Below are 24,090 nucleotides of genomic sequence, written 5' to 3'. Positions count from 1 at the left end.
GAGCCACAGGGAGTCTGACTCTCTGCGTACTCTCCCTGGGCACTGGCTCACCCCTTAAAGGAAAGTCCCATGAAGAAATCATTCACCGCTATTGCGGCGGTTCTCCTGTTTTCCAGTTTTGGAGCAACAGCCGCTGACATCACGATCACCACCGGGCAGCAGGGCTTAACGTACAACGCTGTGTATGGTGTGAACCTCGCCAGTGCGCTAAGCGAATATGGCTATAAATCGACAGTAGTCCCGAGCAAAGGCTCACTGGACAACCTTGATAAAGTCGCCAGCGGCGAAGCGCAGATCGGTTTCACCCAGGCTGATGCATTTCAGTTCTGGCGCAGCCGACACGGTAACGAAGCTCAGAAGGTCGACATCATCGGCGAGCTGGGCGATGAATGCGTGTTTGTGGCCGTGAAAGACGGCGGGAAGGTCGGCAGCGAAAGCGATCTGAAAGAAGGCATTAAAATCGCCGTGGGTGAACCTGCCAGCGGTTCTTATGCATCCTGGCAATATCTCCAGTCCCTCGAAAAGGATTACGCGAAAGTAGAGACCTACGCAAAAGGCGGCGTTCGTTCGCTGGCAAAAGTCACTACCGGGGAATATGACGCGTTCCTGTGGGTGTCAGCACCAGACCGCACGAATAAGTTTCTGGAGTCGGTAAACCAGAAGGGCAGCGGCCTGACGATGATCAGCATGAATGGCTGGAGCGTCGACGATAAGTTGCCAAACGGCAAAGCGGTTTATGAGCTGAAAAAGGCGGTCACTGAATCTGGCTGGCTCAGTGATTCAAAAGTGAAAGTGCCGTGTACTAAAACGCTGGTGGTCGCAAACACTGATGCCGGTGATGACATGCTGGAAACCGCATCAACTGTGCTGCTCAAAAACCTGTCCCGCGTGCTGGGCAGCAAATGATTAAGCGCGTTGGCTGGTGGACTCTTTTTATCGTGTCTCTGTTTATTGCCTGGCGGCTGGCTGGCGTACTGATGGATTTTGCTCTGCTGGGCATTTCCATCGTCATGCTGGTGGTCTGCTGGTACCGACCTTATAAAGCTAAAAAATAATACTGCACAAAAATCCCCTGTTGTATGGGGGGAGTGTGGAATGTTATGAAAAAAAACAGGAAGTGACGACACCGTACACTACCTGTGAAATACAGCAACACGTCTGGTTATATGTCTGTTAACGCCCGATAAATGTGGATCAGATCACGAAAATGTACAAAGCTAAATTTTGGTGAAATGCTTTTATACCCGTGGTAATGTATTTCTGTAATAAATCCAGATTTGCGGGGTGTGTAAGACAGGTTGCTGTTTCTGTAACTTACACCAACGGTACGCAACAGTCCTGCACCTTCGGAATACTTGGAATTATGCATAACAAATATAGAGATAACCCTGATTTATGACCTGTCCCGTGGCAGGTCTTTTTTTATGGCTAAGGCTGTTGCTTTGTTTGGACGATGAGTTTAACTCATTGACGAATTGGTATTGGCAATTTTACATTGTTGAGGTGGTGAATCCCCCTGTGCGGAGGGGCGTAAACAGTACCGGTTTTCCACTACGGTCTCATTAGCTAACGCGAGTCACGGTGGCTGACCAAAGACTCACCGGGAGGCACCCGGCACCACAGTATTCTCTGTTTTGTTATTTTTCTCTTTAGGCCTGCTCCCTGCGAGTGGGCCTTTTTTATTTCTCCCTCTTCCACACAGCACTTCCCAAAAGCGGAGGTGGAGTATGTATCGAATGGACAAAATCACAACTGGTGTGAGCTACGGTTTTGCCGGAGCAAACGGAGGGTTCTGGGTGCTCCAGCTACTGGATAAAGTCTCGCCCTCACAATGGGCGGCTATTGGTGTTCTCGCGAGCGTCCTGTTTGGTCTGCTGACGTATCTGACCAATCTGTATTTCAAAATCAAAGAAGATCGGCGCAAAGCCGCCAGGGGTGAGTGATGGCAAACAGGGCAAAGCTTAGCGCGGCAATGTTGTCTCTCATCGCCGCGGGGGCATCAGCGCCGGTACTGTTTGATCAGTTCATCAGCGAGAAAGAAGGTAACGCACTTGTAGCCGTTGTTGACCCGGGTGGCGTCTGGTCACTGTGTCACGGCGTAACGGTCATTGACGGTAAGCCAGTAGTTAAAGGCCAGCGTGCAACAGAAGCACAGTGCAAGAAGGTAAACGCCATCGAGCGTGACAAGGCGCTTGCATGGGTAGACCGAAATATCAAAGCGCCACTAACTGAACCGCAGAAAGTAGGTATTGCGTCATTCTGCCCGTACAACATCGGCCCCTCTAAGTGTTTCCCCTCGACGTTCTACCAGCGCATCAATGCTGGTGACCGTAAAGGTGCGTGTGAAGCTATTCGCTGGTGGATTAAAGATGGTGGTCGCGACTGCCGGTTAACCAAAGGCCAGGCGAATGGCTGTTATGGACAGGTAGAGCGACGGGATCAGGAAAGCGCACTGACGTGCTGGGAGCTGGATAAATGACGCCAAAAGCCTGGTTGATAATCGGTGCTGAGTTACTGCTGTCGCTTCTGCTGATTTATATCCTGTTTGATCAAATTAGCACTGAGAAAAAGCGGGCCGACGATGCCACATCGCTGGCTAAACAGCGTCAGGAAACCATTGACGATATGACAGTACGTCAGCGTGATGTCGCCACGCTTGATGCAAAATACACCGGAGAACTTGCAGATGCTAAAAAACAGCTTGAAAATCTGCAGCGTTGCGTTAGCACTGGTAAGTGTGGGCTGCACATCAACGCCAAATGTCCAGCGAACGGTACGACCAGCGCCACCGGCATGGATGATGCAACCGGCCCCCGACTTACTGACGCCGCTGAACGGGATTATTTCACCCTCAGAGAGCGAATCGAAACCATCACCAAACAACTGACGGGCCTGCAACAGTATGTGCGTGAGCAGTGTCTTAAATAACTGGAGAGGAAAATATGGCAGTAGTTCTCACAGCCAGGCAGATTGAAGAGCTGGCAGTTTTCGCGAAAGAAGATGGACAGCCTCAATACACCATCACTACCGTAACAATTCCGGCGTTTGAATCCGATGATGGTGAAACCATCCCGGAATACACGGGGCTGATCGCTTACTCCGATTCGCTGGAACATGGTGTGCTGCAACTCGACGACTAGGCATTACAGCAGGCATTCACTGAGTGCCTGATAATGTTCCACACTCCGTATTGTGATAATTTGTAGTATCGGGAGGTGTTATGAAAAAAAAAGAGGCCACTAACAAGGCCCCTTCAAAGTCAGATAAATCTATTCAGCGCAGTGCAGAAGCACTCATTGCTAACTCTCAGGCGCTGCTGAGGCAATTTCAAGAGCGACCTGACGTACCACCGCATTAATCTGCACTGTTTCTTCTGGCTGCAATCTCTCGACGTCAACAAAAACTTGCTCTAGGTTAGCCCTGAAAGTCTTCGCTTGTTGTGCATCTAATGTAGCGAGCAGGCTACGCACAACTACTTCCAGCACATTGGATCTCACATTAGTTTCGTGAACAGAAAATGGTTCAATTCCCATGTTAAAACCCTCTTGTTAAGGAGAGGGAAGGATACCACCAAGCCTCGCAATAGCGGGGCTTTTTTATGCGCCTCGCACGCGCAGCCTAACGATAACTTTCAGTCGTGAGCCTGGGGTATTCCGCGTTATCGGGCGGTCTTCCCGTGCGACAGGCTCACATCTAAAAGGAAACAAACATGAACTGCCAGATTAAAAAAGTGATCGTCAGCATTTCATCGCTTGGCTCTAAGCTTTCCGGTGAGCACCTTACTGTTCACGTGTACGCCAGCAATGAAGCTGAAAAGTTGTTGGTTGGCCGCCTGGATTTTGTGGGCAAAACAGATTCAGTTTTCAAACGTTCTCTGAATGTGATTTGTCCTGATGGGTTTGAACTCTCGGCCATTGCCGTGGATGAACTCGGCGTGCCACATCCATTTAACGATAGTTGGGGCATTACTGTCGCTGATGATTTGCATTATCCGCGTGGTGGGTTTCTTACGCCTGAAAAGGCTATGAGCAAAGAACTATCCGGTGATGCTGACGCCAGCATTAGTACTATCCACTTAGCTACCTCTTGTACTGGAATTAACCCGTTATCAACTGCGATTAAACTTTCTGATGAGATGCGAGATGCTGTTATTGCCGCCGTTCGTGACAGCGGCCAGTTCGTTGAGAAACCAACTGGCGACGAGCAGCAGTCAGTGGTGTTCAGGGCTGACCGTTTCAAAGTGACGGTTGAGGTAAATGACAGCGGTGAACCCACCATCCAGCGGCAAATCCAGCAGGCTGCTAACGCTGTTATTGAAGCGACAAAAGCAGCACTAACCAGACAAGATGCGGCGATGGCGGATCTGGCTTCCGCTCAGGCTGCTATTACGGAACACATTAACCAGGTTGTGAATAATGCCCTTGCCAATGCTCTTAAGCCTGGTGGTGTGCTGTATGGGCTGCGCTGATGCCCGCGCTAATACCGCGAGCGTGCCGAAAGCGTGGATGCCCAGGCACTACCACGGACCGCTCAGGCTACTGCGATAAGCACCGCAACGAAGGCTGGGAGCAGCACCAGCAGGGCAGGAGCAGACATCAGCGAGGATATGGCAGCAAGTGGGAGATTCGCCGCACTCGCATCCTGAGCCGCGATAACCACCTGTGCCAGTCATGCCTCAAAGAGGGTCGCGCTGTGGCTGCTGTGACCGTCGACCATATCAAGCCGAAGGCACAAGGGGGTACCGATGATGACGCCAACCTGCAAAGCCTTTGCTGGCCTTGCCACCGCAGGAAAACGGCCACCGAAAAGCAATAGTGAAATCATTTCAAATGCAATCATTTCGATGTTAATGATAACGATTATCATCATGGTGGGGGGGGGGATCAAATCCCTACAGCCGCGCGCCCCAGGGACCGACGCCTGACCTTTCTTCACATCGCCGCAGGTTGCGAAACTTTTTTTGGGGATCCCCAGCCGATCATTAATAGGAGTTTTCGATTATGTCTGGACCACCGAAAACCCCGAGCCATCTGCGTTTGGTGAGGGGTAACCCATCCAAGCGCCCGATCAACAAAGATGAGCCAAAACCCCCAAAAGGGGTTCCCCCAACTCCGAAGCATTTCGATAAGCAGGGTAAGTACTGGTTTAAGCGATTGGGCGATCAATTAGCAGGGATCGGCGTACTCACAGAGCTTGATGGAAAGGCTCTTGAAATGTTGGTCGACGCCTACGTTGACTATCGACTTATTAAAGAAACTCTGGAACGCGAGGGCGCGACAAAAGCAATCACCACTACTACCGGTGATGTCAGGGTCAAACCGAGCGACTTTTTTGGTGAGAGCCGAGAAGCCAGAAAAGAGGTTAGGGGCTGGCTCCAGGAATTTGGTATGACTCCAGCCAGTCGTTCGAAAGTCAGCGTTGGAAAGTCAGAAGATGATGATCCGCTGGCTGAGTTCATGAAAGCGAGGGATTAATGGCTAAGGTGGCAGAAGGCATACGCTACGCCGAACGGGTGGTGGCGGGGGAAATCGTTGCCTGTGAATATGTGCGCCTGGCCTGCCAGCGTTTTCTTGATGATCTGGCGCATGGTGAGGAGCGGGGCATTTTTTTCAGCGAGGCGCGCGCGCAGCACATCCTCAATTTTTATAAATTTGTACCTCACGTTAAGGGGGCACTGGCAGGCCAGCCGATAGAATTAATGGACTGGCATGTTTTCATTCTGATTAACATCTTCGGCTTTGTTATTCCCCTGGTGAATGAAGCGACCGGGGAAGTGGTTTTGCGTAATGATGGTAGCGGACGCCCGGTGATGGTTCGCCGCTTCCGGACCGCTTATAACGAAGTGGCCCGAAAAAACGCAAAATCAACGCTTTCCTCCGGTGTTGGCCTCTATATGACCGGGGCTGATGGCGAAGGGGGCGCAGAGGTCTATTCAGCGGCGACCACCCGCGATCAAGCTCGTATTGTTTTCGAAGACGCCAAAAACATGGTGAAAAAGGCGAAAGCGACACTGGGCCGACTGTTCGAATTCAATAAGCTGGCGATTTACCAGGAGCAAAGCTCATCCAAGTTTGAACCGTTATCGTCTGACGCCAACAATCTCGACGGCCTGAATATTCACTGCGGCATTGTCGATGAGTTGCACGCACACAAAACGCGTGATGTGTGGGACGTTCTGGAGACAGCAACAGGTGCGCGCCTGCAGTCGCTTTTGTTTGGCATCACAACCGCCGGATTTAATAAAGAGGGCATCTGTTACGAGCTGCGCGACTACGCCATAAAGGTTCTGCAGGGCTACAACAGCAAGGTTGAAGGTGCTGTTAAAGATGACAGCTTTTTTGCCATCATTTTCACTCTTGATAAAGGCGATGATCCGTTTGATGAAACGGTCTGGCAAAAAGCCAATCCCGGCCTGGGCATCTGTAAACGGTGGGATGATCTGCGCCGCCTGGCGAAAAAAGCGAAAGAGCAGGTTTCCGCGCGCGTTAATTTCTTCACAAAGCATATGAATATCTGGGTGACCGCTGAATCAGCCTGGATGGACATGATGAAGTGGGAGGCTTGTGAAGACATCGCGCCCGTTCATGAGCTGAAAACCTACCCGATGTGGGTTGGCGTGGATTTGGCCCATAAAATCGATATCTGCGCAGCCGCGAAGATATGGCGTGCCGATAACGGCCACCTGCATGCGGACTTTAAATTCTGGCTACCCGAAGGGCGTTTAGAAAAATGCTCTGAACAAATGGCGCAGATGTACCGGGGGTGGGCCATGCTCGGAAAGTTAGAACTGACCGACGGTGACGTAATCGACCACCATCAGATTAAAGCTGATTTGCTCGACTGGATAGGCGGGCAAAGCCTGAAAGAGGTCGGTTTTGACCCCTGGAGTGCCACACAATTCAGCCTGGCGCTGGCCGAAGAAGGGATCCCGCTGGTGGAGGTGCCTCAGACGGTTCGCAACTTCTCGGAAGCCATGAAAGAGGTGGAAGCGCTGGTGTACGGGGGAAGATTCCACCATTCCAATCATCCGGTGATGAACTGGATGATGTCGAACGTGACCGTTAAGCCCGACAAAAACGACAACATTTTCCCTAACAAATCCACTCCGGAAGCAAAAATCGATGGCCCTGCAGCGCTGTTTACCGGGATGAGCCGCGTGCTTGTGAACGGTGGCGATGCTCCCGACTTCCTTTCCACTCTCGACCCGGATGACGACCTGCTAATCCTATGAAATCTCTGATTATCGATATTATCGGGCTGTCCGGTTTCGGGCTGCTCACGGGCGGGGTTTACCTGCAATTTGGGCTGGCCCCTGCGTTGATGTTTTCTGGTGGGTTGCTGCTTACAGGGGCGCTGCTGACAGCAAAAGGGGGCAAGCGTGTTACTTGATGCCATTTTCCGCAGTGAACCGCTCGAAAACCCCGCCACGCCGCTGACAGGTGAGACCGCCGACGCTGACAGCAGCCTGGGGCGTGATATTTACGTCAGCCCGGTGACCGCAATGAAGCTGGCAGCGGTGTATTCCTGTATTTATGTGATCGCATCCAATCTTGCGCAAATGCCGTTACACGTCATGCGAAAGAACGGGAATGCGGTTGCCCCGGCGCGCGACCATCCGGTGTTTTACCTGCTGCATGATGAGCCAAACATCTGGCAGACCAGCTATAAATGGCGCGAACTCACGCAGCGGCATGTGCTGGGCTGGGGGAATGGTTATGGCTGGGTGAAGCGCTCCCGTCGCGGAGAGGTACAGTCGATTGAAAACCCGATGCCCTGGGAAACCACCTTACTGAATACCGGCGGTCGCTACACCTACGGGGTTTATAACGAAGAAGGATCATTTGCTATCAGTCCCGACGACATGATTCATGTTCGCGCACTGGGTAACAACCAGAAAATGGGCCTGTCACCGATCATGCAACACGCAGAAACCATCGGTATGGGGATGAGTGGTCAGCAGTACACCAGTTCATTTTTTAACGGCAACGCACGACCTGCCGGGATCATCTCCGTGAAAAGCGACCTGAATGAAGAAAGCTGGTCGCGGCTTAAAAAGGTGTGGCAAAAAGCGGTAGCGGCTTTACGCAGCCAGGAAAACAAAACGATGTTGCTCCCGGCGCAACTGGATTACAAAGCGTTGACGGTTTCCCCGGTCGATGCACAGATCATCGATATGTCCAAACTGAACCGTTCAATGATTGCCGGGATTTTCAACGTCCCGGCACACATGATTAACGACCTGGAAAAAGCCACGTTCAGCAATATCACTCAGCAGGCCATTCAGTTTGTCCGCTATACGATGATGCCGTGGGTGACTAACTGGGAGCAGGAGTTAAACCGACGCCTGTTTACCCGCGCCGAACGTGCCGCCGGGTATTACGTCCGCTTCAATCTTACGGGGCTGTTGCGCGGTACGCCGCAGGAGCGAGCCCAGTTCTATCACTTTGCCATCACCGATGGCTGGATGAGCCGCAATGAGGCGCGCGCCTTTGAGGATATGAACCCGGTTGACGGGCTGGATGAAATGCTGGTCAGCGTGAATGCCGCAAATCCTGCCGGCGATTTTAAACCCGATAAAACAACAGAGGATAAAACCGATGAATGACCGTGAATTACGGTGTTACAGCGGCGAGGTTCGGGCAGAACAGCAGAGCGATCAGCCCACGCGGATCATCGGTTACGGTTCCGTGTTCAATTCCCGTTCCGAGCCACTCTGGGGCTTTCGCGAAATCATCAAGCCCGGTGCGTTTGATGACGTTCTGACAAACGACGTTCGCGGACTGTTTAACCATGACCCGAATTTCATTCTTGGGCGCAGCGCGGCGGGTACGTTATCGCTGAGCGTGGATGAACGCGGCCTGCAATACAACATTCTGGCACCGGATACGCAAACCATTCGCGATCTGGTCATTGCGCCGATGGTACGGGGTGATATCAGCCAGTCTTCGTTTGCGTTCCAGGTGGCCCGTGATGGTGACGACTGGTACGAGGATGACGAAGGCATTGTTATCCGAGAAATCAGCAAGTTTTCCCGTCTGTACGATGTCTCGCCGGTGACGTATCCGGCATATCAGGATGCTGATTCCGGCGTCCGCTCTATGAAAGCCTGGCAGGAGGCGCGCAACAGCGGTGCGCTAAAGAACGCCATTAACCAACGAATGGCGCGCGAGCGCCTGCTGACTCTTCTTAACGCGTAAGGAAATTATTCTATGGCACTTCATGAACTTAAACAGAAACGTAATACCATCGCAGCGGACATGCGCGCGCTCCACGAAAAGATTGGCGATACCGCCTGGACTGACGAACAGCGCACACAATGGGGCGCGATGAAATCTGAGCTTGACGCGCTGGACGCCCAGATTGCTCGCGAAGAAGAACTTCGCCGCCAGGATCAGACTTACATTGAAGATCAGGAAGGAGAGCAGCGCCAGCAGCAGGGTAACAATGGCGATCCACAGCAACAGGCCAGTGAACGCCGCGCCGCCGCGTTTAATGGCTTCCTGCGCCGTGGCGTGGCTGAACTGAGCGCAGAAGAACGTCAGGCGTTGCGCGAACTGCGTGCTCAGGGTACCAGTCCTGATGAGCAGGGTGGTTATACCGTTCCGACCCAGTTCCAGAACCGCATTGTTGAATCCATGCGGGCCTATGGTGGCATTGCCAGCATTTCGCAAATCCTCACGACGGCCACCGGGCAGGATATCGCCTGGTCAACGTCCGACGGTACGACAGAAGAAGGTGAACTTCTTGCTGAAAATACCGCAGCCAGTGAGGGTGATACCACGTTCGGTACCGCCATTCTGGGTGCAAAAAAACTCTCCTCCAAAATCATCCGCGTATCCAATGAATTGCTGCAGGATAGCGGTGTGGATATTGAGGCATTTCTTGCGTCACGCATTGCGTCCCGTATTGGACGCGGTGAGGCGAAATACCTTGTGCTGGGTACGGGGGCTGGTACGCCGCTGCAGCCGAAGGGGCTGGCAGCATCAGTGACCAATACGGTCAGCACAGCAGCAGCTGCAACCTTTAAATGGACTGAGCTGAACTCCCTGAAACACGCCGTTGATCCGGCATATCGTAATGGTCCTAATGTGCGCTTCGCCTTTAATGACGCGACGCTGCAGGTGATTGAAGAAATGGTGGACGCGCAGAACCGTCCGCTGTGGTTGCCCAGCATCATCGGCGGCGCACCGGCTACGGTTCTCCAGACGCCATATGTTATCGACCCGGCCATTCCGAATGTTGCAGCGGGCGCCAAGTTCGCTTATTTCGGTGATTTTAACCGCTTCATCATTCGCCGCGTGTCGTATATGACCCTCAAACGCCTGGTGGAGCGTTACGCTGAGTATGACCAGACCGCATTCCTGGCCTTCCATCGCTTTGACTGTGTGCTGGAAGATACCGCAGCGATTAAAGCGCTTGCGGGTAAAGCCGCGTAATCGAACCCCGGAAATGCCTCCACCGCTTCGGCGGTTTTTTTATGCCCGCAGTTCGCTGCGGGCTAAGGAAAATCATGGTTCCTTCACTCGAACAACTGCGGATGCAGTGCCGTATTGATGACGATGACACATCAGGCGACGCTCTTTTAACGCTGATGGCGGCGGCGGCACGAAAGCGTGCGGAAAACTTTATCAACCGTAAGCTGTATGACGTGGTCGTACCTGACACCGATCCTGACGGTCTGGTTATCAGCGAGGACATTTGCCTTGCGCTGATGCTGCTGGTGGGCCACTGGAATGAGAGCCGGGAAGAGGCCACCGAGGTGGCGAAGATGAGCATTCCTTACGGTTTCGCTTCGCTACTTGAACCGTATCGTTACATTCCGCTTTAAGGGGGAGACATGCAGGCAGGTCGAAACCGTCACCGAGTCATCATCCAGAATAAAGTCACGACAAGATCGCCGTCAGGCCAGATTAAGGAAGACTGGCAGAATGGTAAGGAAGTATGGGCAGAAGTGAACGGCGTTTCTGGCCGGGAGCTGGTCGCCTCTGCGGCAGAAAAAGCAGAAATAACAATCCGTGTCTGGATGCGTTACCGCCAGGATGTTTCAGCAGCGTCACGACTGAAAATTATAACTGGTCCATTCAAAGGAAAAACGCTCGAAATCGTGGGTCCACCAATACCGGATGCGAAAGCAACCCGGCTGGAAATTCTCTGTAAACAGGGGGTAAAAACGTGATTAATACACATCTGGATTTTTCCGGGGTGCTTGACCTGTCTCTTGATCTGAATTTACTCAGCAAAGCAGAAAGTAAAAAGGTTCTGCGCGATGGCACCCGCGCTGCTGCTGAGGTTGTTCAGGCATCCATCATTGAAAACGCCCCGGAGCGTACCGGGAAACTGAAAAAAAACGTCATGGTGGTAACCATGCCGGGGCGGAAAAACGCTATTTCATCCGGCATTCATATCCGTGGTATTAACCCGGACACGGGTAACAGCGATAACAAAATGAAGGCGGGCAACCCTAAAAACGCGTTTTACTGGCGTTTTGTTGAACTCGGAACGTCAAGCGCACCCCCGCACCCTTTCGTCCGTCCTGCATTTGACGCCAGTCAGGATGAGGCATTTCGTGTAGCCATTGAAAAAATGAATGCTGCAATTGATGAGGTGTTAGCCAGATGACTGAGGCCGACGTTTATTCACTCATCGGTGCGCTGGCGGATGGGCAGGTTTACCCTGATGTGGCTCCCCTCAGTGACACGGGTTCGCCTGCCATCTCCCCACCGTGGATTACGTTTACACTGGTCAGTCAGGTTTATGGCGACACGCTGGGTGCACTGGCGGAGGAAACCACGTCACTACAGGTTGATGTTTACGCTGACACCGTCGATGACGCCCGCGAACTGCGTGACGCTGCTCAGGCTGCGCTGGTTCCACTGCGATTTACCCGGCTCACGAAAACCGGTGGCTACGAATCTGACACAGGGTTGCGACGGGCCACGCTCGAAATTTCCATCCAGCAGTAATTAACCCCATCACCAACATAACCGCCGCCTGGCGGTTTTTTTTCGTCTGGAGAAAACATGACCAGTAAATATGAAAAAACAAAGGGCACGCAGATCGGCATTTCGAGTGCGCCGGTCACCGAAGAGGATTTTAAGGCCGCCGGGTTTCCGACTGCTGGTATCACATTCCTGGTTGCCGAATGCGCCACGAAGGAAATCAGCTACACAGGCGGCCAGAAAAGTGACATCGATGTCACCACGCTTTGCTCCACCGAGCAGGAGCAGACCAACGGCCTCGCGGCTCCGGCAGAAATGTCCATTTCCCGTAACTGGGTGGGGGATGAAGCCGCGCAACTGGCGCTGCAGACGGCATATGAAAATGACGAGCTGCGGGCGCTGAAAGTCGTTTTCCCCTCCGGTAACGGTTTTTATGTGCTGGTGGAGGTCCGTCAAAGTAGCTGGTCTGCAGCGACATCCCAGGTCGTTGGCGCAACCTATTCACTGCGCGTGAAAGGCAAGCCGAAACGCATCACGGCAGTAGCATCCGGTTCTTAAGCGCCTGCGGGCGCTTTTTCCCCTCCATTTAATTCACAGAGACACGTTTAATGGCAAACCCGAAACCTTCATTACGCGATATGGCGCTGGCCCCGTCGCTGGCATTTCGTACCAGAACCATTACGGTTCCCGAATGGAAAACTAAAGTCACTGTGCGCGAACCGTCCGGTGATGCATGGGTTAAATTCCGTGAGTTTCTGACGCCTCCTGAACTACCGGAAGGAGAAGAACCCGTAAAATTAACCGCCGCGCAGGAATTTATGCGCAACAAAGATGCGGATGTGATCCTCTTTATTGATGTTCTGCTGGACGAAGACGGTAACCGCGTTTTTTCTGACGACGATTCACAGATTGTTCGCGAAATTTATGGACCGGTACACAAGCGCCTGCTGAGTGCCGCCCTTGCTCTTGGCGTTGATCAGGACCAGGCCGAAAAAAAGTAAAAGAACCGCTGACTTTCTTTCTTATGTCTCTGGCGCTCCGGCTGGGGCGCACACTCCATGAACTTCGAAGCACCCTGACGGCCAGTGAACTGAAAATGTGGATTGCCTATGACCGGGTGAGTCCGATTGGTGACTGGCGCGGCGATGTACAGGCGGCTCAGGTATCAGCGGCAGTATTTAATGCCCAGGGCGGTAAGGTAAATCTGCCCGACCTTGTTCTTAAGTGGGGCTGCGAGGAGGAAGGCGCGGAAGAAGCGACTGAGCTTGAAAAATGGATGTCTGATCTCTGATGCCCGCTGCGCGCGGGCTTTTTTATGGGTGAAATATGGCTACGCTGCGCGAACTGATTATCAAAATTTCCGCCAATTCAGCATCGTACCAGTCTGAACTGGCGCGCGCTGGTCGTATGGGGCAGGATTTCTACCGCACCATGCAAAATGGTGGTCGTCAGGCTGCCGCTGCCGCCCGCGAAAGTGAACGGGCATTGTCAGATCTGACCAGCGGTTTCGCCACGGCTGGCCGCGCCGCGTCCGCTGCTGCGGCTGCATTTGCCACGGGTAAAATTGTCGCGGTTGCTGATGAATGGACCTCGGTTAATGCACGGCTGAAACAGGCCTCGGCATCGACTGAGGATTTTGCAGCATCCCAGCGCCGGTTAATGGCGATCAGCCAGAGTACAGGAACCGCGTTTTCATCGAATGCCAACCTGTTCTCCCGCGCTGCTGCATCAATGCGTGAATTTGGTTATTCCTCCGGCGACGTTCTCAAAATTACCGAGGCGGTCAGCACGGGTCTGAAATTATCGGGGGCCAGTACAGAGGAGGCGGGCTCCGTCATTACCCAGTTCAGCCAGGCACTGGCTCAGGGTGTGTTGCGTGGCGAGGAATTCAACGCCGTCAATGAATCCGGTGATCGTGTCATCCGTGCGCTGGCCGCAGGCATGGGCGTTGCGCGTAAAGACCTGAAGGCGATGGCAGATCAGGGGAAACTCACGATAGATAAGGTTGTCCCGGCGTTAATCAGCCAGTTGGGTACGTTACAGAGTGAATTTGCCTCGATGCCGCAGACCGTTGGCGGCGCGATGCAGAAAGTTGAAAACTCATTCATGGCCTGGGTCGGCGGAGTTAACAACGCAACTGGCGCGACACAGTCTTTTTCCGGTGGGTTAACGGGTGTCGCCGGTATTCTGGATTCGTTCACCCATTCCGCTGTCAGTGGTGCGCTCAATGACGTGGCTAATAACATGTCAATGATCACCACCGTAGCGGGCGCACTAGTTGGTGTCGGCCTGGCTAAATACCTCGGTGGCGTGGTAACCAGTGCCACGGGGGCCACCGCGGCGCTCATTTCTGCCGCTAAGGCTGAGGTGGCGCTGGCCGTTGCACAGGATAAAGCCGCAGCTTCGTCTGTCGCTGCCGCCCGCGCGGATGTGTACCGGGCACAACAGGCGTTACAACGGGCAAAAAGCGCCGACGTTCAGGCAGCCCAGCAGGAGCGCGTGGCAGCAGCAGAGGCGAAAGTCGCAGCCGCTCAGGCCCGCCTGACAACCGCACAGGCCAGCGGTACAGCTACCGAGAAGGTAAAGGCGCGCACAGCGCTGGAGCGGGCACAGGCGGCGCTGGTGGCCGCAAAAAACACCGATGCGCAGGCAGTTGCCGAACGCCGCCTGGCAGCGGCGCAGACTGGCCTCAGTAATAACCTGGCAAACCGTGTCAGCGCGCAGAGCAACCTGAATAGCGTAACCGCAGTCGGGACACGTCTGTTGGGTGGCGCGCTGGGGCTGGTTGGGGGTATCCCTGGACTGGTTATGCTGGGAGCGGGTGCGTGGTACGCCATGTACCAGAACCAGGAGCAGGCGCGCCAGTCGGCACAGGAATATGCACGGACCATTTCCGAGGTTATTAAGGCGACCAAAACGATGAGCCTCCCGGAGTCTGACGACAACCGAGTTAAGGCTGTAGCCTCACTGGCCGAGCAAAATCGCCTCGTCGACGAGCAGGAGAAAAAAGTCGCCGCCGTTAAACGGCAAATCGACGAACTGAATAAGTCGCGCGGCCAGCCTGGCATGACGAGTGAAAATGATGCAAATATCGTTAAGTCGCTCGGTATTCTGACTGATCAGTTGGCGGTTGAAGAGAACAAGCTGAACCAGATGCGCGACCGTTCCCATGTCATTCAGAAAGCCCTGGAGGAAATAGAAACAAGACGAAATGATCTAATTCGCGAACAGGCCTGGCGACAAAACGAGGCTTATTACTCGCTGTTAAAAATGACAGGTGCACACTCTGAGTTCAACAGGCTCATGAGTCTGGGTAACACACTTCTCTCTGCACGTAACAGCCTGGTGCGGGTACCAATGGCATTACCGCAGGCCAGCGTGTCCGACAAAGATGCTAAAGCGTTGCTCAATAAGCAGCGTCAGGCAGAACTGGCTGGATTGACGGGGCTTGCCAAGGTTAATAAGCAGGTTGAGTTTGACCTGCAGGATATGGGCCGAGACGGTCCGGATAACTCCGTTTTTGCCAAGCGGTGGCGTCAGGCTGCGGTTGATGACTACAACAACACGCAGAACGTGGCAGCGGCACAGAAAGCGAAAGCAGACGCCACCAGGGAAGCTGAAAAAGCTGACCGTGATGCCGCTTCGCAGGCTCAAAGGTATGCCAGCAAAATAGAAGATCTTACTATTGCGACCGAGGTTCAGAAGGTACGTGCCAGCGAGGGTGAGAAAGCGGCTGATCTTTACGCCGCCGCACACCAGAGCGGCATTAAATGGACAGCCGAACAGACTGAGGAAATTCGTAAGCAGGCCTCAGAGCTGGCCCGATGGACGTCACGGGCTGATGATAACGTTAAAAAACAGCGTGATCAGGCGGAGGCGCTGAAACAGCTTACCGAAGCTGCACGTAAATTCCGTGACGAGGCCACATCAGCGACCGATACCGCAGGGCTGAGTGACAGAGAGCGGCAACGATTTGAAGAACGCCAGCAGATAGAACGAACATTCGACAAAGCAGGGGGTAGAAATTCTACCGAAGCGGTTAAGGCTTATAACGCCGCGCTGACTGAGCTTGATAACAAGTACAGGGCTATCGCAGCATCAGAAGCTGACTGGCGTAATGGTGTGTCACGTGGTTATGAAAACTGGCTACAGAACACAATGGACATAGCCGGTACTGTTTCACAGGGTGTGACCACAACGATGGATAGCGCGCTGAATAACGTTTCCTCAATGTTAGTTCGCGGCAAGGCAGACTGGAAAGAGTGGGGGCTGTCAGCCCTTGAAATGATTTCTAAAGTAGCTTTGCAAATGGCTGTTGTCAGTGCCATGAGTAAATCGTCTGGTACATCAGGTCTGCTTGGCTCTCTTATTGGCGGTATTACCGGGCTAATCGGTGGTGGCGGCACATCTTCGGTTATGTCTTCAACATCCAGCACGGTAGTCACTGGACAAAGTTTCTCCGTGCCAACACCTCACCTTAATGCCCTCGGTAGCGTGTACGACTCACCGTCACTTAGCGCATACAGCAATGGTGTTTACAGCACCCCGAAAACATTCGCATTTGCCAAAGGCGCGGGAATTTTCGGAGAGGCGGGACCAGAAGCCATTATGCCGTTAACGCGCGCCAGTGACGGCTCTTTAGGTGTGCGTGCCGTCAGTTCTGGTGTGAACAATACCAGTGGCAACGCTACGAATATTCATGTCGAGGCTCCAGTGAGTATTTATCAGGATTCCGCAGGAGGTGGGGGTAACGCCTCTGATACAAGCGCTATTTCCAGTCAGTTACAGTCTATTATTCAACTCACCATTACCGACAGGTTAAGAAAAGAAATTACGCCTGGCGGGATTCTGTACCGAAGCTAAAACCCTCGCGAACGACGGGTAGGGTATCTCTATGGCAATTGAAACATTTATCTGGCCTGTGCGCACGGGGGCCACTGAAAGCATAAATATTGCAACGCAGGAAATCCAGTTCGGGGATGGTTATAAGCAGGTTGCTGGTGTTGGAATAAATGAGGATAACGCGACATGGGAACTTAGCTGTAACGGAAAATTATCTGATATGGCAGTTATTCGCGCATTTCTTAAATTCCATGTCACTAAATCATTCTGGTGGTCTAATCCGTGGGGAGAGAAAAAACTTTACAGAGTAAAGCGGGATTCAATAAAACCTGTTTTTACGAATGGAAATTTTGCGGAAATAAGTTTTGTATTTGAACAGGCTTATGCACCTTAACGGTATTTTTCTGCCAACAGATAACGTAGCTGGAGTTATTAATGAGTTTTACTCAGGATATTCAACAACTGGAACCCGGAAATATAGTTCAGTTAATTGAAATCGACGGTACGGCATTTGGTATGGAAACTGTGTTACGATTTCATGCCTTTAATATTTCAGATAATAACTGGAATGCCTTTGCGGGTGAAAATCTGCCAGCAATAATCTGGCAGGGGAATCAGTACGATCCTTATCCTTATGCGCTGAAAGGGGTGGAGCTTTCAAGTACCGGTTCTCAGCCTACGCCGACGCTCTCTGTCGGTAATATTGGTAACTACGTAACCGCGCTATGCCTTGAATATGACGATCTGGTCAAGGCAAAGGTAAAGATCCACACCACGCTGGTTAAATACCTTGATGCGGCTAACTGGGTTTCCGGGAACCCCGCGGCTAACCCGAACGAAGAGCGGGTGCAGGTATTTTATGTTAATGCCAAAAAAGCCGAGAACAGAGCTCAGGTTGATTTTGAACTCTGCTCACCTTTCGATATTCAGAGCCTGCAATTACCGTCCAGACAGATAACCCCTGTCTGTACCTGGTGCCTCCGTGGGCTGTACCGGAGTGGAACGGGGTGTGATTACGCCGGAACGCTGTATTTTCTGAAAGATGGCACCCCGACAACCAATCCCGCGCTGGATGTCTGTGGAGGACGACTCCCTGACTGTGAGGCGCGTTTTGGCCCCGGAAATCCTCTGCCGTTTGGCGGGTTTCCGGCGGCAAACCTGCAGGGTAAATAATATGCGCGAAAAACTTATGGCGGCTATTCGCGAACATGCCGCTGCGGAATATCCCCGTGAATGCTGCGGCGTCGTCGTTCAGGCAGGACGAAAACAACGTTATATTCGTTGTGAAAATATCTCTGATAAACCAGAAGAACATTTCACCCTCTCGCCAGCCGATTATTTAAATGCCGAAAAGGAGGGTGAGATTATTATGGTTGTTCATTCGCACCCGGATGTGGCTCAGTTAATCCCCTCAGAGACTGACCGTATTCAGTGTGATCACTCGGGGCTGGAATGGGGCATTATTTCATGGCCGGACGGTGACTGGTGTACATTTTCACCGCGCGAAAATCGTGACTATACCGGACGATCCTGGGTACTCGGTCACGCGGATTGCTGGGCGCTAATCCGTGAATACTATCATCGCGAGTTTGATCTTTCTCTCGGTGATTACTCTGTCCCGCGTGAGTGGTGGAATAACGGCGAAAACCTGTACGATGATAACTGGCAGTCCGAGGGTTTTATTCAGGTTGAATTAAATCAGATGCAACCCGGCGACATTATTATGATGCAGCTCAGCGCACCCGTAACCAACCATGCCGCCATCTGGTTAGGTAACAATATTATTCTTCATCATTCTTCCGGCAATCTTTCTGCCCGCGTTCCCTACGGTCAGTATTATCGTGAGCGTACAGTCAGAATTGTCAGGCATAAGGAACTCATGAAATGCTGAAAACGCTGACGCTTAAAGGTGTGGCCGCAAAGAAATTTGGCAGGATTCATCGCTTTCACGTTGCTGATATTCGCGAAATGCTTCGGGCCATGTGTTCACAGGTGCCGGGTTTTAAAAAATACATGTCCAATGCGCATCACAGCGGCGTGCGCTTCGCCTTTTTCCGGGATGGTGAAAATATTGGGGTGGAAGAATTTGAACTCACGTCCACAGCCAGCAATTTTACCATGATGCCTGTTATTGAAGGTGCCAAGCAGGGCGGTGTTCTCCAGATTGTTATTGGTGCGGTGGCGCTGGTCGCGGCTTTTTTCACTGCAGGTGCTTCCTTTGCTGCATGGGCTGGCGCGGCTGGAATGAGTGCCGCCGCTATCGCAGGAACGACAACAGCATTAACCGGACTTGGAATATCTATGATGCTGGGCGGTGTTGTGCAAATGCTGACGCCTCAACCCAAAATTAATATCGGTGCCAGCAGTAGCGCAGACAATAAACCCAATTACGCCTTCGGTGCACCCGTGAATACAGTGGCGATGGGTTACCCGGTTCCCCTGCTCTATGGGCAACGTGAAATTGGCGGGGCCGTCATCAGTGCCGGGTTGTTCTCCAGCGATCAGCAATAGGCACGTTTATTCAGGTACAGCCGCCTCCGGGCGGTTTTTTTATGGGTGAATTATGCACATTCAGGGCAGGAAAGGTGGGGGCGGTAGCGCGCATACGCCAGTTGAAGCGCCTAACGATTTACTGTCTACCGCAAAATTAAAAATGCTGCTGGCTATTGCCGAAGGTGAAATTCAGGGAGAACTGACGGCTCAGCAAATTTTTCTCAATGATACGGCGCTGGCTAACGCTGACGGCAGTTACAATTTCACTGGCGTTGTCTGGGACTGGCGACGCGGCACACAGGATCAGACGTACATTCCGGGGATGCCGGAAATAGATAATGAACTGGCCGTAGGTGTTACGGTCACGCAGTCAGTACCCTGGACTCGCCAGTTTACAAACCTGACACTGGATGCAGTTCGCATCAAATTGTCTCTCCCCGTCCAGTACCAGTACAAAGACAATGGCGACATGGTCGGGACCGTGACGGCTTACGCAATTGATTTGTCCACTGACGGTGGCGCTTATCAGACTGTGGTTGATGCGACGTTTGACGGTAAAACCACCTCTGAATACCAGCGAGATCACCGTATTAATCTGCCAGAAGCCACCACCGGATGGACTGTTCGTGTCCGACGGATCACAGCGGATTCGGTTGGCAACTCAAAGTTAGCCAACGCGTTTAAGGTATTCTCGTTCGCAGAAGTTATCGACAGTAAACTCCGTTATCCGAATACCGCATTGCTCTATATCGAAGTTGATGCAAGCCACTTTAATGGGAGTGCCCCGAAGGTGACATGTGTCCCTCTGGGCCGCCGGATTCGTGTACCGTCAAACTATGATCCTGTTACCCGCGAAAGTTCCGGTGCGTGGGCTGGCGACTTCAAATGGGCATACAGCAACAACCCGGCATGGATTTTTTACGATCTGGTGCTGGATAAAATTTTCGGCATGGGCAACCGTGTGGATGCTTCCATGATTGATAAATGGGAAGTCTACGCCATTGCCCAGTATTGCGATGAAAGGGTATCTGACGGTGCGGGCGGTACTGAACCGCGTTTTACCTGTAACGTTTACATCCAGAGCCAGCAGGATGCATACGCGGTTCTGAAAGATCTGGCCGCAATATTCCGGGGCATTACGTTCTGGGGTAATGAACAGATTTACGTAAACGCTGATGTTCCGGTGGCAGATCTGGATTTTGTTTATACTGCCTCTAACGTGGTGGATGGTCTGTTTAACTACGCAGGCGGCTCCTATAAAAACCGCTACAGCTCCTGCCTGGTGTCATGGTCTGATCCGCAGAACCATTACAGCGACACCATTGAGGGCGTTTACGACAGCGATCTGGTAGCTCGTTACGACATCAATCAGACGCAACTGACTGCTATTGGCTGCACCTCGCAAAGTGAGGCACACCGCAGGGGGCGCTGGGTATTACTGTCCAACGCAAAAGACGGCACAATCTCGTTTAACGTCGGTCTTGACGGACATATTCCGCTGCCTGCATCCGTTATTGGTGTTGCGGACCCGTTCCGTGCCGGAATGCAGAATGGTGGGCGTATCAGCGCGGTAAACGGCAGGAATATTACGCTGGATCGCGCTGTTGAATATGCGTCCGGTGACAGGCTGGCGCTGAATCTCCCCGACGGCACCACGCAGACACGTACCATCAGCGCGATCAGCAGCGATAAAAAGACCGTCACGGTCAGCACCGATTACCGGCTGGCTCCCGTTGCTGGCGCAGTGTGGGCCATTGACAGTGACAGGCTGGCTATTCAGCAATTTCGTGTGACGTCCGTTGCTGCAAATGACGACGGTACATTTAACGTTTCCGGCATTCAGCACGACCCCAATAAATACCGGTTTATTGATGATGGTGTACGGATCACGCCTGCACCGATTACGGTAACGCCGATATCTGTCCTGCCTGCGCCGAAAAATATACTTATCAGCCAGACTGATTTTATCGATCAGGGGCTGACGGTCGCGAGTCTGAACAGTACCTGGGACAAAGTTGATGGTGCAGTCCGGTACCAGGCGCAATGGCGCAAGGACAATGGCGACTGGATTAACGTTCCGGTTGCCAGTGCCCAGGGTTTTTCCGTTCAGGGCATTTATTCCGGCAATTATGATGTGCGTGTGCGTGCCCTGAATGCGCAGGATTCGTCGTCGCCCTGGGGTTATGCCGATACGACCCACCTGACGGGGAAAAATGGTACACCGGGCACGCCGCAGTCACTCCTCGCTTCAAATGATGTGGTCTGGGCTATCGACATTACCTGGGCGTTTCCTGACGGAGCCGGTGACACTGCATACACCGAACTACAGCGCGCCACCACGGACGATAAGGCAAATCCCGAACAGCTGACACTGGTGCCTTATCCGGCTGCCAGCCATCAGCACGGGCCAATGCTGGCGGGTGTGCGGCAATGGTACCGTGCACGGCTGGTGGACAGGATTGGCAATGTCGGCGAGTGGACCGCCTGGGTAATGGGGCAGTCATCGGTTGATGTCAGCGCCATTTCTGCTGAGATTCTGGAGCAGATGAAGGGCACTGCGGTATTTAAAGAAATCATCGAAAACGCAGTGGAAACCAGCAAAACCGTTGCTGACCTCGCCACAGCAATTACCCAAAACGCCGACCAACTTGCTGCGGCAGTAGGTGCGAACCGGCAGACGGCAGAAGCCATCATTGGTAATGCCCTGGCCATCGCTGATGTTGTCGTAAGGCAGTCGGCGCAGAACGGAGCAAACTCGGCATCGTTCACTCAATTGCGGGAGGTGATCGCCACAGAAACACAGGCCCGCGTTACGGACGTGACGCGTCTGGAGGCGAAAACAGACCAGAACGCTGCGCAGGTAACGCAGCTCACTCAGGCGCTCTCTGACGAGACGCAGGCCCGCGCCACGGCAATTGATACGCTGACGGCGCAGACGGAGGACAATACCGCTGACGTAACCCAGCTTACACAGGCGGTGTCCACCCTCGACAGCGCGACTGCATCCCGGTTCGACGAACTGTCAGGGAAAACGGCTAATGCTGCTGGTGGGGTGCAAAACACGGCGATTGCACAGATTCAGAACACACTGGCGCAGGTGAGCCAGCAGGTAACACAGAGTGCTCAGTATGGTGCCAACGCGGCTGGCATTAATCGCGTTGACAATGTGATGGCCGATGCAACGAAAGCACTCAGCGAGTCGCTGAAAACCCTGGATGCCACGGCTGGTGGCAATACATCAAACGTGACTGATTTTTCGAAAGCGATGGCGGATTTCAGTCAGGTATCAGCGACGAAAATCAACTCACTGAGCGTTACGGTAAACGGCCAGGCTGCGGCCATCACCACTAACGCCCAGGCGGTAGCGGATATCAATGGCAACCTGAACGCGATGTACTCGATTAAAGTCGGCGTGGATGCCAACGGCATGCAGTACGCCGCAGGGATGGGGCTGGGTGTGCAGAACACGCCTAACGGCATGCAGTCACAGGTTATTTTCCTTGCTGACCGCTTTGCTGTTATGTCTCAGGCAGGAGCCGCCGTCACACTGCCGTTTGTTATTCAGAACGGACAAGCCTTCATTAACGATGCATTTTTCCGTGATGCCAGCATTCAGTTCGGGAAAATCACCGATTCATTGAAGTCGAATAATTTCGTTTCTGGTCCGAATGGTGTCGGGTGGAATTTGCCAAAAAGTGGCAATGCTGAACTCAACAACGTAACGGTTCGTGGGGCACTTTACGCCACATCGGGCGCTTTCAGCTTTAACGGTGTGAACAATGCCGTAGTGATTGACGGTACGGGTATGCTGATAAACCTGCCGGGTGGTGGCTCAATAAAACTGGGGACATGGTGATGCCGGGCGGATTACGCATTGATTTGAATGACGGCGGACCGGTAATGGAAATCACGGCGGGGCTGCGCGCCCCGTTTTTCTGTCGCACAACCGTCCAGGGGTATAACGGAAAGTCTGTGCCGGTCGACGGGTACGGTGCGGGGGATGTGGCTGTTTTTATCCCGACCGAAAGCGTCAGAATCTTTTTTTTCGATACCGGGCTTTTCCCCTTCACGCAGCGCCTGGCTTCTGTAGTGCAAAGCGGCGGGACACTGACGATGAATACTCAGGGGGACAGAGCGGGGGCACCTGATACCTATCAGTGGCCCGGCCAGGTATGGCGCATCACACCCGCCAGCCAGGCAGGAAACAGCGGCCTGCTGATTTCTGACTCGACTGATTTCACCGTCCTGACCACTAACGGGAATCTGGGCAGTTGCACCTGGTACGGCACGGTGACAATTAACGACTCCTGGACGCCCCCTGTTTCAGGGATAGTCTTTGCTTCATGGGACAGCCCGAGCGCGGTACTTGAGAATATCGGCGGAACGATATTCTGTTCGTCAGATTCGGGTAACTATGGTGATGCACCCGCATCGGTTACAGCCCGCATCGCGATATTTTCCAATAACGCACCTGTACCGGGGACGGGTCTGACGTTCCTCAACCCACAGGGGCAGTGCACGTTCTCTACGACCCGGAAGCCATTTGTAATCAGGTCATTTTTCACACCCTCTCTTTCATGGCAGTCAGTCGGTGGAATGGTACCGATAGGCAGGTATGGATGGGACGTCGGCAGAGCTGAAGACTCAACATCCTGGAATATCGGCAGGGGGCGCGGCCTGATGATGAGCGGGGGAAATGTCAAAGGTGGACGGGGACGCATTGTTACCAGAAATGATCGGGCGGGCTGGAATTTTGACAGCAGCGGGATGAGCGCAATCAGTCTGCCGGTAATTCCCGCCATGTATTAATCAAATT

30 protein-coding genes are annotated in these 24,090 nt (G+C 52.9%); 29 read left to right on the top strand and 1 reads right to left on the bottom strand.

Going from position 1 to position 24,090, the window contains the following annotated elements:
- The first annotated feature begins 69 nt into the window (after window positions 1-69).
- The 6 genes from MRY16398_RS26940 (at window position 70) to MRY16398_RS26920 (ending at window position 3,140) form a co-directional block, all read left to right on the top strand.
- Window positions 70-906: a TAXI family TRAP transporter solute-binding subunit gene (locus MRY16398_RS26940; RefSeq protein WP_107224310.1), complete on the top strand. Its 837-nt coding sequence runs from the start codon at window positions 70-72 to the stop codon at window positions 904-906.
- Window positions 903-1,055, top strand: a complete 153-nt coding sequence (locus MRY16398_RS30750; protein ID WP_155033999.1) for a hypothetical protein — start codon at window positions 903-905, stop codon at window positions 1,053-1,055. Before MRY16398_RS26940 ends, MRY16398_RS30750 begins: the two co-directional genes overlap by 4 nt.
- Window positions 1,056-1,727: 672 nt before the next feature.
- Window positions 1,728-1,943 carry a class II holin family protein gene (locus MRY16398_RS26935; protein ID WP_079498699.1) on the top strand — a complete coding sequence of 72 codons (216 nt, stop codon included), beginning with the start codon at window positions 1,728-1,730 and terminating at the stop codon, window positions 1,941-1,943.
- Window positions 1,943-2,479, top strand: coding sequence for a lysozyme (locus MRY16398_RS26930; RefSeq protein WP_107224311.1), 537 nt, complete (start codon window positions 1,943-1,945; stop codon window positions 2,477-2,479). Before MRY16398_RS26935 ends, MRY16398_RS26930 begins: the two co-directional genes overlap by 1 nt.
- Entirely contained in the window at window positions 2,476-2,928 is a 453-nt protein-coding gene (locus MRY16398_RS26925) for a lysis protein (RefSeq protein ID WP_107224312.1), read from the top strand. The genes MRY16398_RS26930 and MRY16398_RS26925 overlap by 4 nt, the downstream gene beginning before the upstream one ends.
- 14 nt (window positions 2,929-2,942) lie before the next feature.
- A complete protein-coding gene (locus MRY16398_RS26920) occupies window positions 2,943-3,140 on the top strand; it encodes a hypothetical protein (RefSeq protein ID WP_071196285.1) in 198 nt (65 codons plus the stop codon).
- Window positions 3,141-3,299: 159 nt separating this feature from the next.
- On the opposite strand, the gene MRY16398_RS26915 is transcribed toward MRY16398_RS26920, so the two are convergent.
- Window positions 3,300-3,533: a hypothetical protein gene (locus MRY16398_RS26915; protein ID WP_107224313.1), complete on the bottom strand. Its 234-nt coding sequence runs from the start codon at window positions 3,531-3,533 to the stop codon at window positions 3,300-3,302.
- Between the two features lie 176 nt (window positions 3,534-3,709).
- Between MRY16398_RS26915 and MRY16398_RS26910 the strand changes: the two genes are divergently transcribed.
- The 23 genes from MRY16398_RS26910 to MRY16398_RS26810 all read left to right on the top strand — a co-directional run bounded on the left by MRY16398_RS26910 (window position 3,710) and on the right by MRY16398_RS26810 (window position 24,083).
- Window positions 3,710-4,468 (top strand): hypothetical protein, encoded by a 759-nt coding sequence (locus MRY16398_RS26910; RefSeq protein ID WP_107224314.1) that lies wholly within the window; start codon window positions 3,710-3,712, stop codon window positions 4,466-4,468.
- The gene (locus tag MRY16398_RS26905) at window positions 4,468-4,815 is read left to right on the top strand and encodes an HNH endonuclease (protein WP_075203689.1); all 348 of its coding nucleotides are present in this window, start codon (window positions 4,468-4,470) and stop codon (window positions 4,813-4,815) included. Before MRY16398_RS26910 ends, MRY16398_RS26905 begins: the two co-directional genes overlap by 1 nt.
- Complete coding sequence (locus MRY16398_RS30745; RefSeq protein WP_071196290.1) at window positions 4,745-4,924, top strand: hypothetical protein; 180 nt, start codon at window positions 4,745-4,747, stop codon at window positions 4,922-4,924. Before MRY16398_RS26905 ends, MRY16398_RS30745 begins: the two co-directional genes overlap by 71 nt.
- A gap of 76 nt (window positions 4,925-5,000) precedes the next feature.
- Complete coding sequence (locus MRY16398_RS26900) at window positions 5,001-5,474, top strand: phage terminase small subunit P27 family (RefSeq protein WP_125124582.1); 474 nt, start codon at window positions 5,001-5,003, stop codon at window positions 5,472-5,474.
- Window positions 5,474-7,231, top strand: coding sequence for a terminase large subunit (locus MRY16398_RS26895; RefSeq protein ID WP_125125521.1), 1,758 nt, complete (start codon window positions 5,474-5,476; stop codon window positions 7,229-7,231). Before MRY16398_RS26900 ends, MRY16398_RS26895 begins: the two co-directional genes overlap by 1 nt.
- The gene (locus tag MRY16398_RS30740; protein WP_165158537.1) at window positions 7,228-7,389 is read left to right on the top strand and encodes a hypothetical protein; all 162 of its coding nucleotides are present in this window, start codon (window positions 7,228-7,230) and stop codon (window positions 7,387-7,389) included. The genes MRY16398_RS26895 and MRY16398_RS30740 overlap by 4 nt, the downstream gene beginning before the upstream one ends.
- Window positions 7,379-8,605 (top strand): phage portal protein, encoded by a 1,227-nt coding sequence (locus tag MRY16398_RS26890; protein ID WP_125125020.1) that lies wholly within the window; start codon window positions 7,379-7,381, stop codon window positions 8,603-8,605. The genes MRY16398_RS30740 and MRY16398_RS26890 overlap by 11 nt, the downstream gene beginning before the upstream one ends.
- The gene (locus tag MRY16398_RS26885; protein ID WP_071196294.1) at window positions 8,598-9,197 is read left to right on the top strand and encodes an HK97 family phage prohead protease; all 600 of its coding nucleotides are present in this window, start codon (window positions 8,598-8,600) and stop codon (window positions 9,195-9,197) included. The genes MRY16398_RS26890 and MRY16398_RS26885 overlap by 8 nt, the downstream gene beginning before the upstream one ends.
- Window positions 9,198-9,209: 12 nt before the next feature.
- Window positions 9,210-10,436, top strand: coding sequence for a phage major capsid protein (locus MRY16398_RS26880; RefSeq protein WP_125124585.1), 1,227 nt, complete (start codon window positions 9,210-9,212; stop codon window positions 10,434-10,436).
- Between the two features lie 74 nt (window positions 10,437-10,510).
- On the top strand, window positions 10,511-10,828 hold the full coding sequence (locus MRY16398_RS26875) for a head-tail connector protein (RefSeq protein WP_125125520.1): 318 nt from the start codon (window positions 10,511-10,513) through the stop codon (window positions 10,826-10,828).
- Window positions 10,829-10,837: 9 nt separating this feature from the next.
- Window positions 10,838-11,176: a phage head closure protein gene (locus tag MRY16398_RS26870; RefSeq protein ID WP_125125519.1), complete on the top strand. Its 339-nt coding sequence runs from the start codon at window positions 10,838-10,840 to the stop codon at window positions 11,174-11,176.
- The gene (locus tag MRY16398_RS26865) at window positions 11,173-11,619 is read left to right on the top strand and encodes an HK97-gp10 family putative phage morphogenesis protein (protein WP_125125518.1); all 447 of its coding nucleotides are present in this window, start codon (window positions 11,173-11,175) and stop codon (window positions 11,617-11,619) included. The genes MRY16398_RS26870 and MRY16398_RS26865 overlap by 4 nt, the downstream gene beginning before the upstream one ends.
- Complete coding sequence (gene gp17, locus MRY16398_RS26860) at window positions 11,616-11,963, top strand: tail completion protein gp17 (RefSeq protein WP_103245424.1); 348 nt, start codon at window positions 11,616-11,618, stop codon at window positions 11,961-11,963. Before MRY16398_RS26865 ends, gp17 begins: the two co-directional genes overlap by 4 nt.
- 57 nt (window positions 11,964-12,020) lie before the next feature.
- Window positions 12,021-12,497 carry a phage tail tube protein gene (locus MRY16398_RS26855; RefSeq protein ID WP_125125517.1) on the top strand — a complete coding sequence of 159 codons (477 nt, stop codon included), beginning with the start codon at window positions 12,021-12,023 and terminating at the stop codon, window positions 12,495-12,497.
- A 50-nt stretch (window positions 12,498-12,547) separates the two neighbouring features.
- Window positions 12,548-12,940, top strand: coding sequence for a phage tail assembly chaperone (locus MRY16398_RS26850; RefSeq protein ID WP_103278860.1), 393 nt, complete (start codon window positions 12,548-12,550; stop codon window positions 12,938-12,940).
- 23 nt (window positions 12,941-12,963) lie between these two features.
- Entirely contained in the window at window positions 12,964-13,230 is a 267-nt protein-coding gene (locus MRY16398_RS26845) for a phage tail assembly protein T (RefSeq protein ID WP_125125516.1), read from the top strand.
- A gap of 35 nt (window positions 13,231-13,265) precedes the next feature.
- Window positions 13,266-16,802, top strand: coding sequence for a phage tail tape measure protein (locus MRY16398_RS26840; protein WP_125125515.1), 3,537 nt, complete (start codon window positions 13,266-13,268; stop codon window positions 16,800-16,802).
- Window positions 16,803-16,833: 31 nt separating this feature from the next.
- On the top strand, window positions 16,834-17,175 hold the full coding sequence (locus MRY16398_RS26835) for a phage tail protein (protein ID WP_125125514.1): 342 nt from the start codon (window positions 16,834-16,836) through the stop codon (window positions 17,173-17,175).
- Between the two features lie 41 nt (window positions 17,176-17,216).
- On the top strand, window positions 17,217-17,954 hold the full coding sequence (locus MRY16398_RS26830) for a phage minor tail protein L (RefSeq protein ID WP_110296732.1): 738 nt from the start codon (window positions 17,217-17,219) through the stop codon (window positions 17,952-17,954).
- Between the two features lies 1 nt (window position 17,955).
- Entirely contained in the window at window positions 17,956-18,672 is a 717-nt protein-coding gene (locus MRY16398_RS26825; RefSeq protein WP_125125513.1) for a C40 family peptidase, read from the top strand.
- Complete coding sequence (locus tag MRY16398_RS26820) at window positions 18,666-19,292, top strand: tail assembly protein (RefSeq protein WP_125125512.1); 627 nt, start codon at window positions 18,666-18,668, stop codon at window positions 19,290-19,292. Before MRY16398_RS26825 ends, MRY16398_RS26820 begins: the two co-directional genes overlap by 7 nt.
- A 52-nt stretch (window positions 19,293-19,344) precedes the next feature.
- A complete protein-coding gene (locus tag MRY16398_RS26815) occupies window positions 19,345-23,130 on the top strand; it encodes a TipJ family phage tail tip protein (protein ID WP_125125511.1) in 3,786 nt (1,261 codons plus the stop codon).
- The gene (locus MRY16398_RS26810; protein WP_125124294.1) at window positions 23,130-24,083 is read left to right on the top strand and encodes a DUF6453 family protein; all 954 of its coding nucleotides are present in this window, start codon (window positions 23,130-23,132) and stop codon (window positions 24,081-24,083) included. The genes MRY16398_RS26815 and MRY16398_RS26810 overlap by 1 nt, the downstream gene beginning before the upstream one ends.
- Window positions 24,084-24,090 lie beyond the last annotated feature (7 nt).

Origin of the sequence: Phytobacter sp. MRY16-398 (assembly GCF_003925915.1) — a bacterium.
In the GTDB taxonomy this organism is placed as follows: Bacteria; Pseudomonadota; Gammaproteobacteria; order Enterobacterales; family Enterobacteriaceae; genus Phytobacter; species Phytobacter diazotrophicus.
This window is presented reverse-complemented; position numbering and strand designations above follow the sequence as displayed.

Excerpts from the sequence above, each read along its gene's own strand:
- MRY16398_RS26835 (WP_125125514.1), top strand. The coding sequence starts at position 16,834 with ATGGCAATTGAAACATTTATCTGGCCTGTGCGCACGGGGGCCACTGAA.
- MRY16398_RS26910 (WP_107224314.1), top strand. The coding sequence starts at position 3,710 with ATGAACTGCCAGATTAAAAAAGTGATCGTCAGCATTTCATCGCTTGGC.
- MRY16398_RS26895 (WP_125125521.1), top strand. The coding sequence starts at position 5,474 with ATGGCTAAGGTGGCAGAAGGCATACGCTACGCCGAACGGGTGGTGGCG.
- MRY16398_RS26935 (WP_079498699.1), top strand. The coding sequence starts at position 1,728 with ATGTATCGAATGGACAAAATCACAACTGGTGTGAGCTACGGTTTTGCC.
- MRY16398_RS30745 (WP_071196290.1), top strand. The coding sequence starts at position 4,745 with ATGATGACGCCAACCTGCAAAGCCTTTGCTGGCCTTGCCACCGCAGGA.
- gp17 (WP_103245424.1), top strand. The coding sequence starts at position 11,616 with ATGACTGAGGCCGACGTTTATTCACTCATCGGTGCGCTGGCGGATGGG.
- MRY16398_RS26850 (WP_103278860.1), top strand. The coding sequence starts at position 12,548 with ATGGCAAACCCGAAACCTTCATTACGCGATATGGCGCTGGCCCCGTCG.
- MRY16398_RS26840 (WP_125125515.1), top strand. The coding sequence starts at position 13,266 with ATGGCTACGCTGCGCGAACTGATTATCAAAATTTCCGCCAATTCAGCA.
- MRY16398_RS26920 (WP_071196285.1), top strand. The coding sequence starts at position 2,943 with ATGGCAGTAGTTCTCACAGCCAGGCAGATTGAAGAGCTGGCAGTTTTC.
- MRY16398_RS26810 (WP_125124294.1), top strand. The coding sequence starts at position 23,130 with ATGCCGGGCGGATTACGCATTGATTTGAATGACGGCGGACCGGTAATG.
- MRY16398_RS26815 (WP_125125511.1), top strand. The coding sequence starts at position 19,345 with ATGCACATTCAGGGCAGGAAAGGTGGGGGCGGTAGCGCGCATACGCCA.
- MRY16398_RS26905 (WP_075203689.1), top strand. The coding sequence starts at position 4,468 with ATGCCCGCGCTAATACCGCGAGCGTGCCGAAAGCGTGGATGCCCAGGC.
- MRY16398_RS26900 (WP_125124582.1), top strand. The coding sequence starts at position 5,001 with ATGTCTGGACCACCGAAAACCCCGAGCCATCTGCGTTTGGTGAGGGGT.
- MRY16398_RS26820 (WP_125125512.1), top strand. The coding sequence starts at position 18,666 with ATGCTGAAAACGCTGACGCTTAAAGGTGTGGCCGCAAAGAAATTTGGC.
- MRY16398_RS26885 (WP_071196294.1), top strand. The coding sequence starts at position 8,598 with ATGAATGACCGTGAATTACGGTGTTACAGCGGCGAGGTTCGGGCAGAA.
- MRY16398_RS26940 (WP_107224310.1), top strand. The coding sequence starts at position 70 with ATGAAGAAATCATTCACCGCTATTGCGGCGGTTCTCCTGTTTTCCAGT.
- MRY16398_RS30750 (WP_155033999.1), top strand. The coding sequence starts at position 903 with ATGATTAAGCGCGTTGGCTGGTGGACTCTTTTTATCGTGTCTCTGTTT.
- MRY16398_RS26925 (WP_107224312.1), top strand. The coding sequence starts at position 2,476 with ATGACGCCAAAAGCCTGGTTGATAATCGGTGCTGAGTTACTGCTGTCG.
- MRY16398_RS26830 (WP_110296732.1), top strand. The coding sequence starts at position 17,217 with ATGAGTTTTACTCAGGATATTCAACAACTGGAACCCGGAAATATAGTT.
- MRY16398_RS30740 (WP_165158537.1), top strand. The coding sequence starts at position 7,228 with ATGAAATCTCTGATTATCGATATTATCGGGCTGTCCGGTTTCGGGCTG.
- MRY16398_RS26870 (WP_125125519.1), top strand. The coding sequence starts at position 10,838 with ATGCAGGCAGGTCGAAACCGTCACCGAGTCATCATCCAGAATAAAGTC.
- MRY16398_RS26875 (WP_125125520.1), top strand. The coding sequence starts at position 10,511 with ATGGTTCCTTCACTCGAACAACTGCGGATGCAGTGCCGTATTGATGAC.
- MRY16398_RS26855 (WP_125125517.1), top strand. The coding sequence starts at position 12,021 with ATGACCAGTAAATATGAAAAAACAAAGGGCACGCAGATCGGCATTTCG.
- MRY16398_RS26930 (WP_107224311.1), top strand. The coding sequence starts at position 1,943 with ATGGCAAACAGGGCAAAGCTTAGCGCGGCAATGTTGTCTCTCATCGCC.
- MRY16398_RS26845 (WP_125125516.1), top strand. The coding sequence starts at position 12,964 with ATGTCTCTGGCGCTCCGGCTGGGGCGCACACTCCATGAACTTCGAAGC.
- MRY16398_RS26825 (WP_125125513.1), top strand. The coding sequence starts at position 17,956 with ATGCGCGAAAAACTTATGGCGGCTATTCGCGAACATGCCGCTGCGGAA.
- MRY16398_RS26915 (WP_107224313.1), bottom strand. The coding sequence starts at position 3,533 with ATGGGAATTGAACCATTTTCTGTTCACGAAACTAATGTGAGATCCAAT.
- MRY16398_RS26880 (WP_125124585.1), top strand. The coding sequence starts at position 9,210 with ATGGCACTTCATGAACTTAAACAGAAACGTAATACCATCGCAGCGGAC.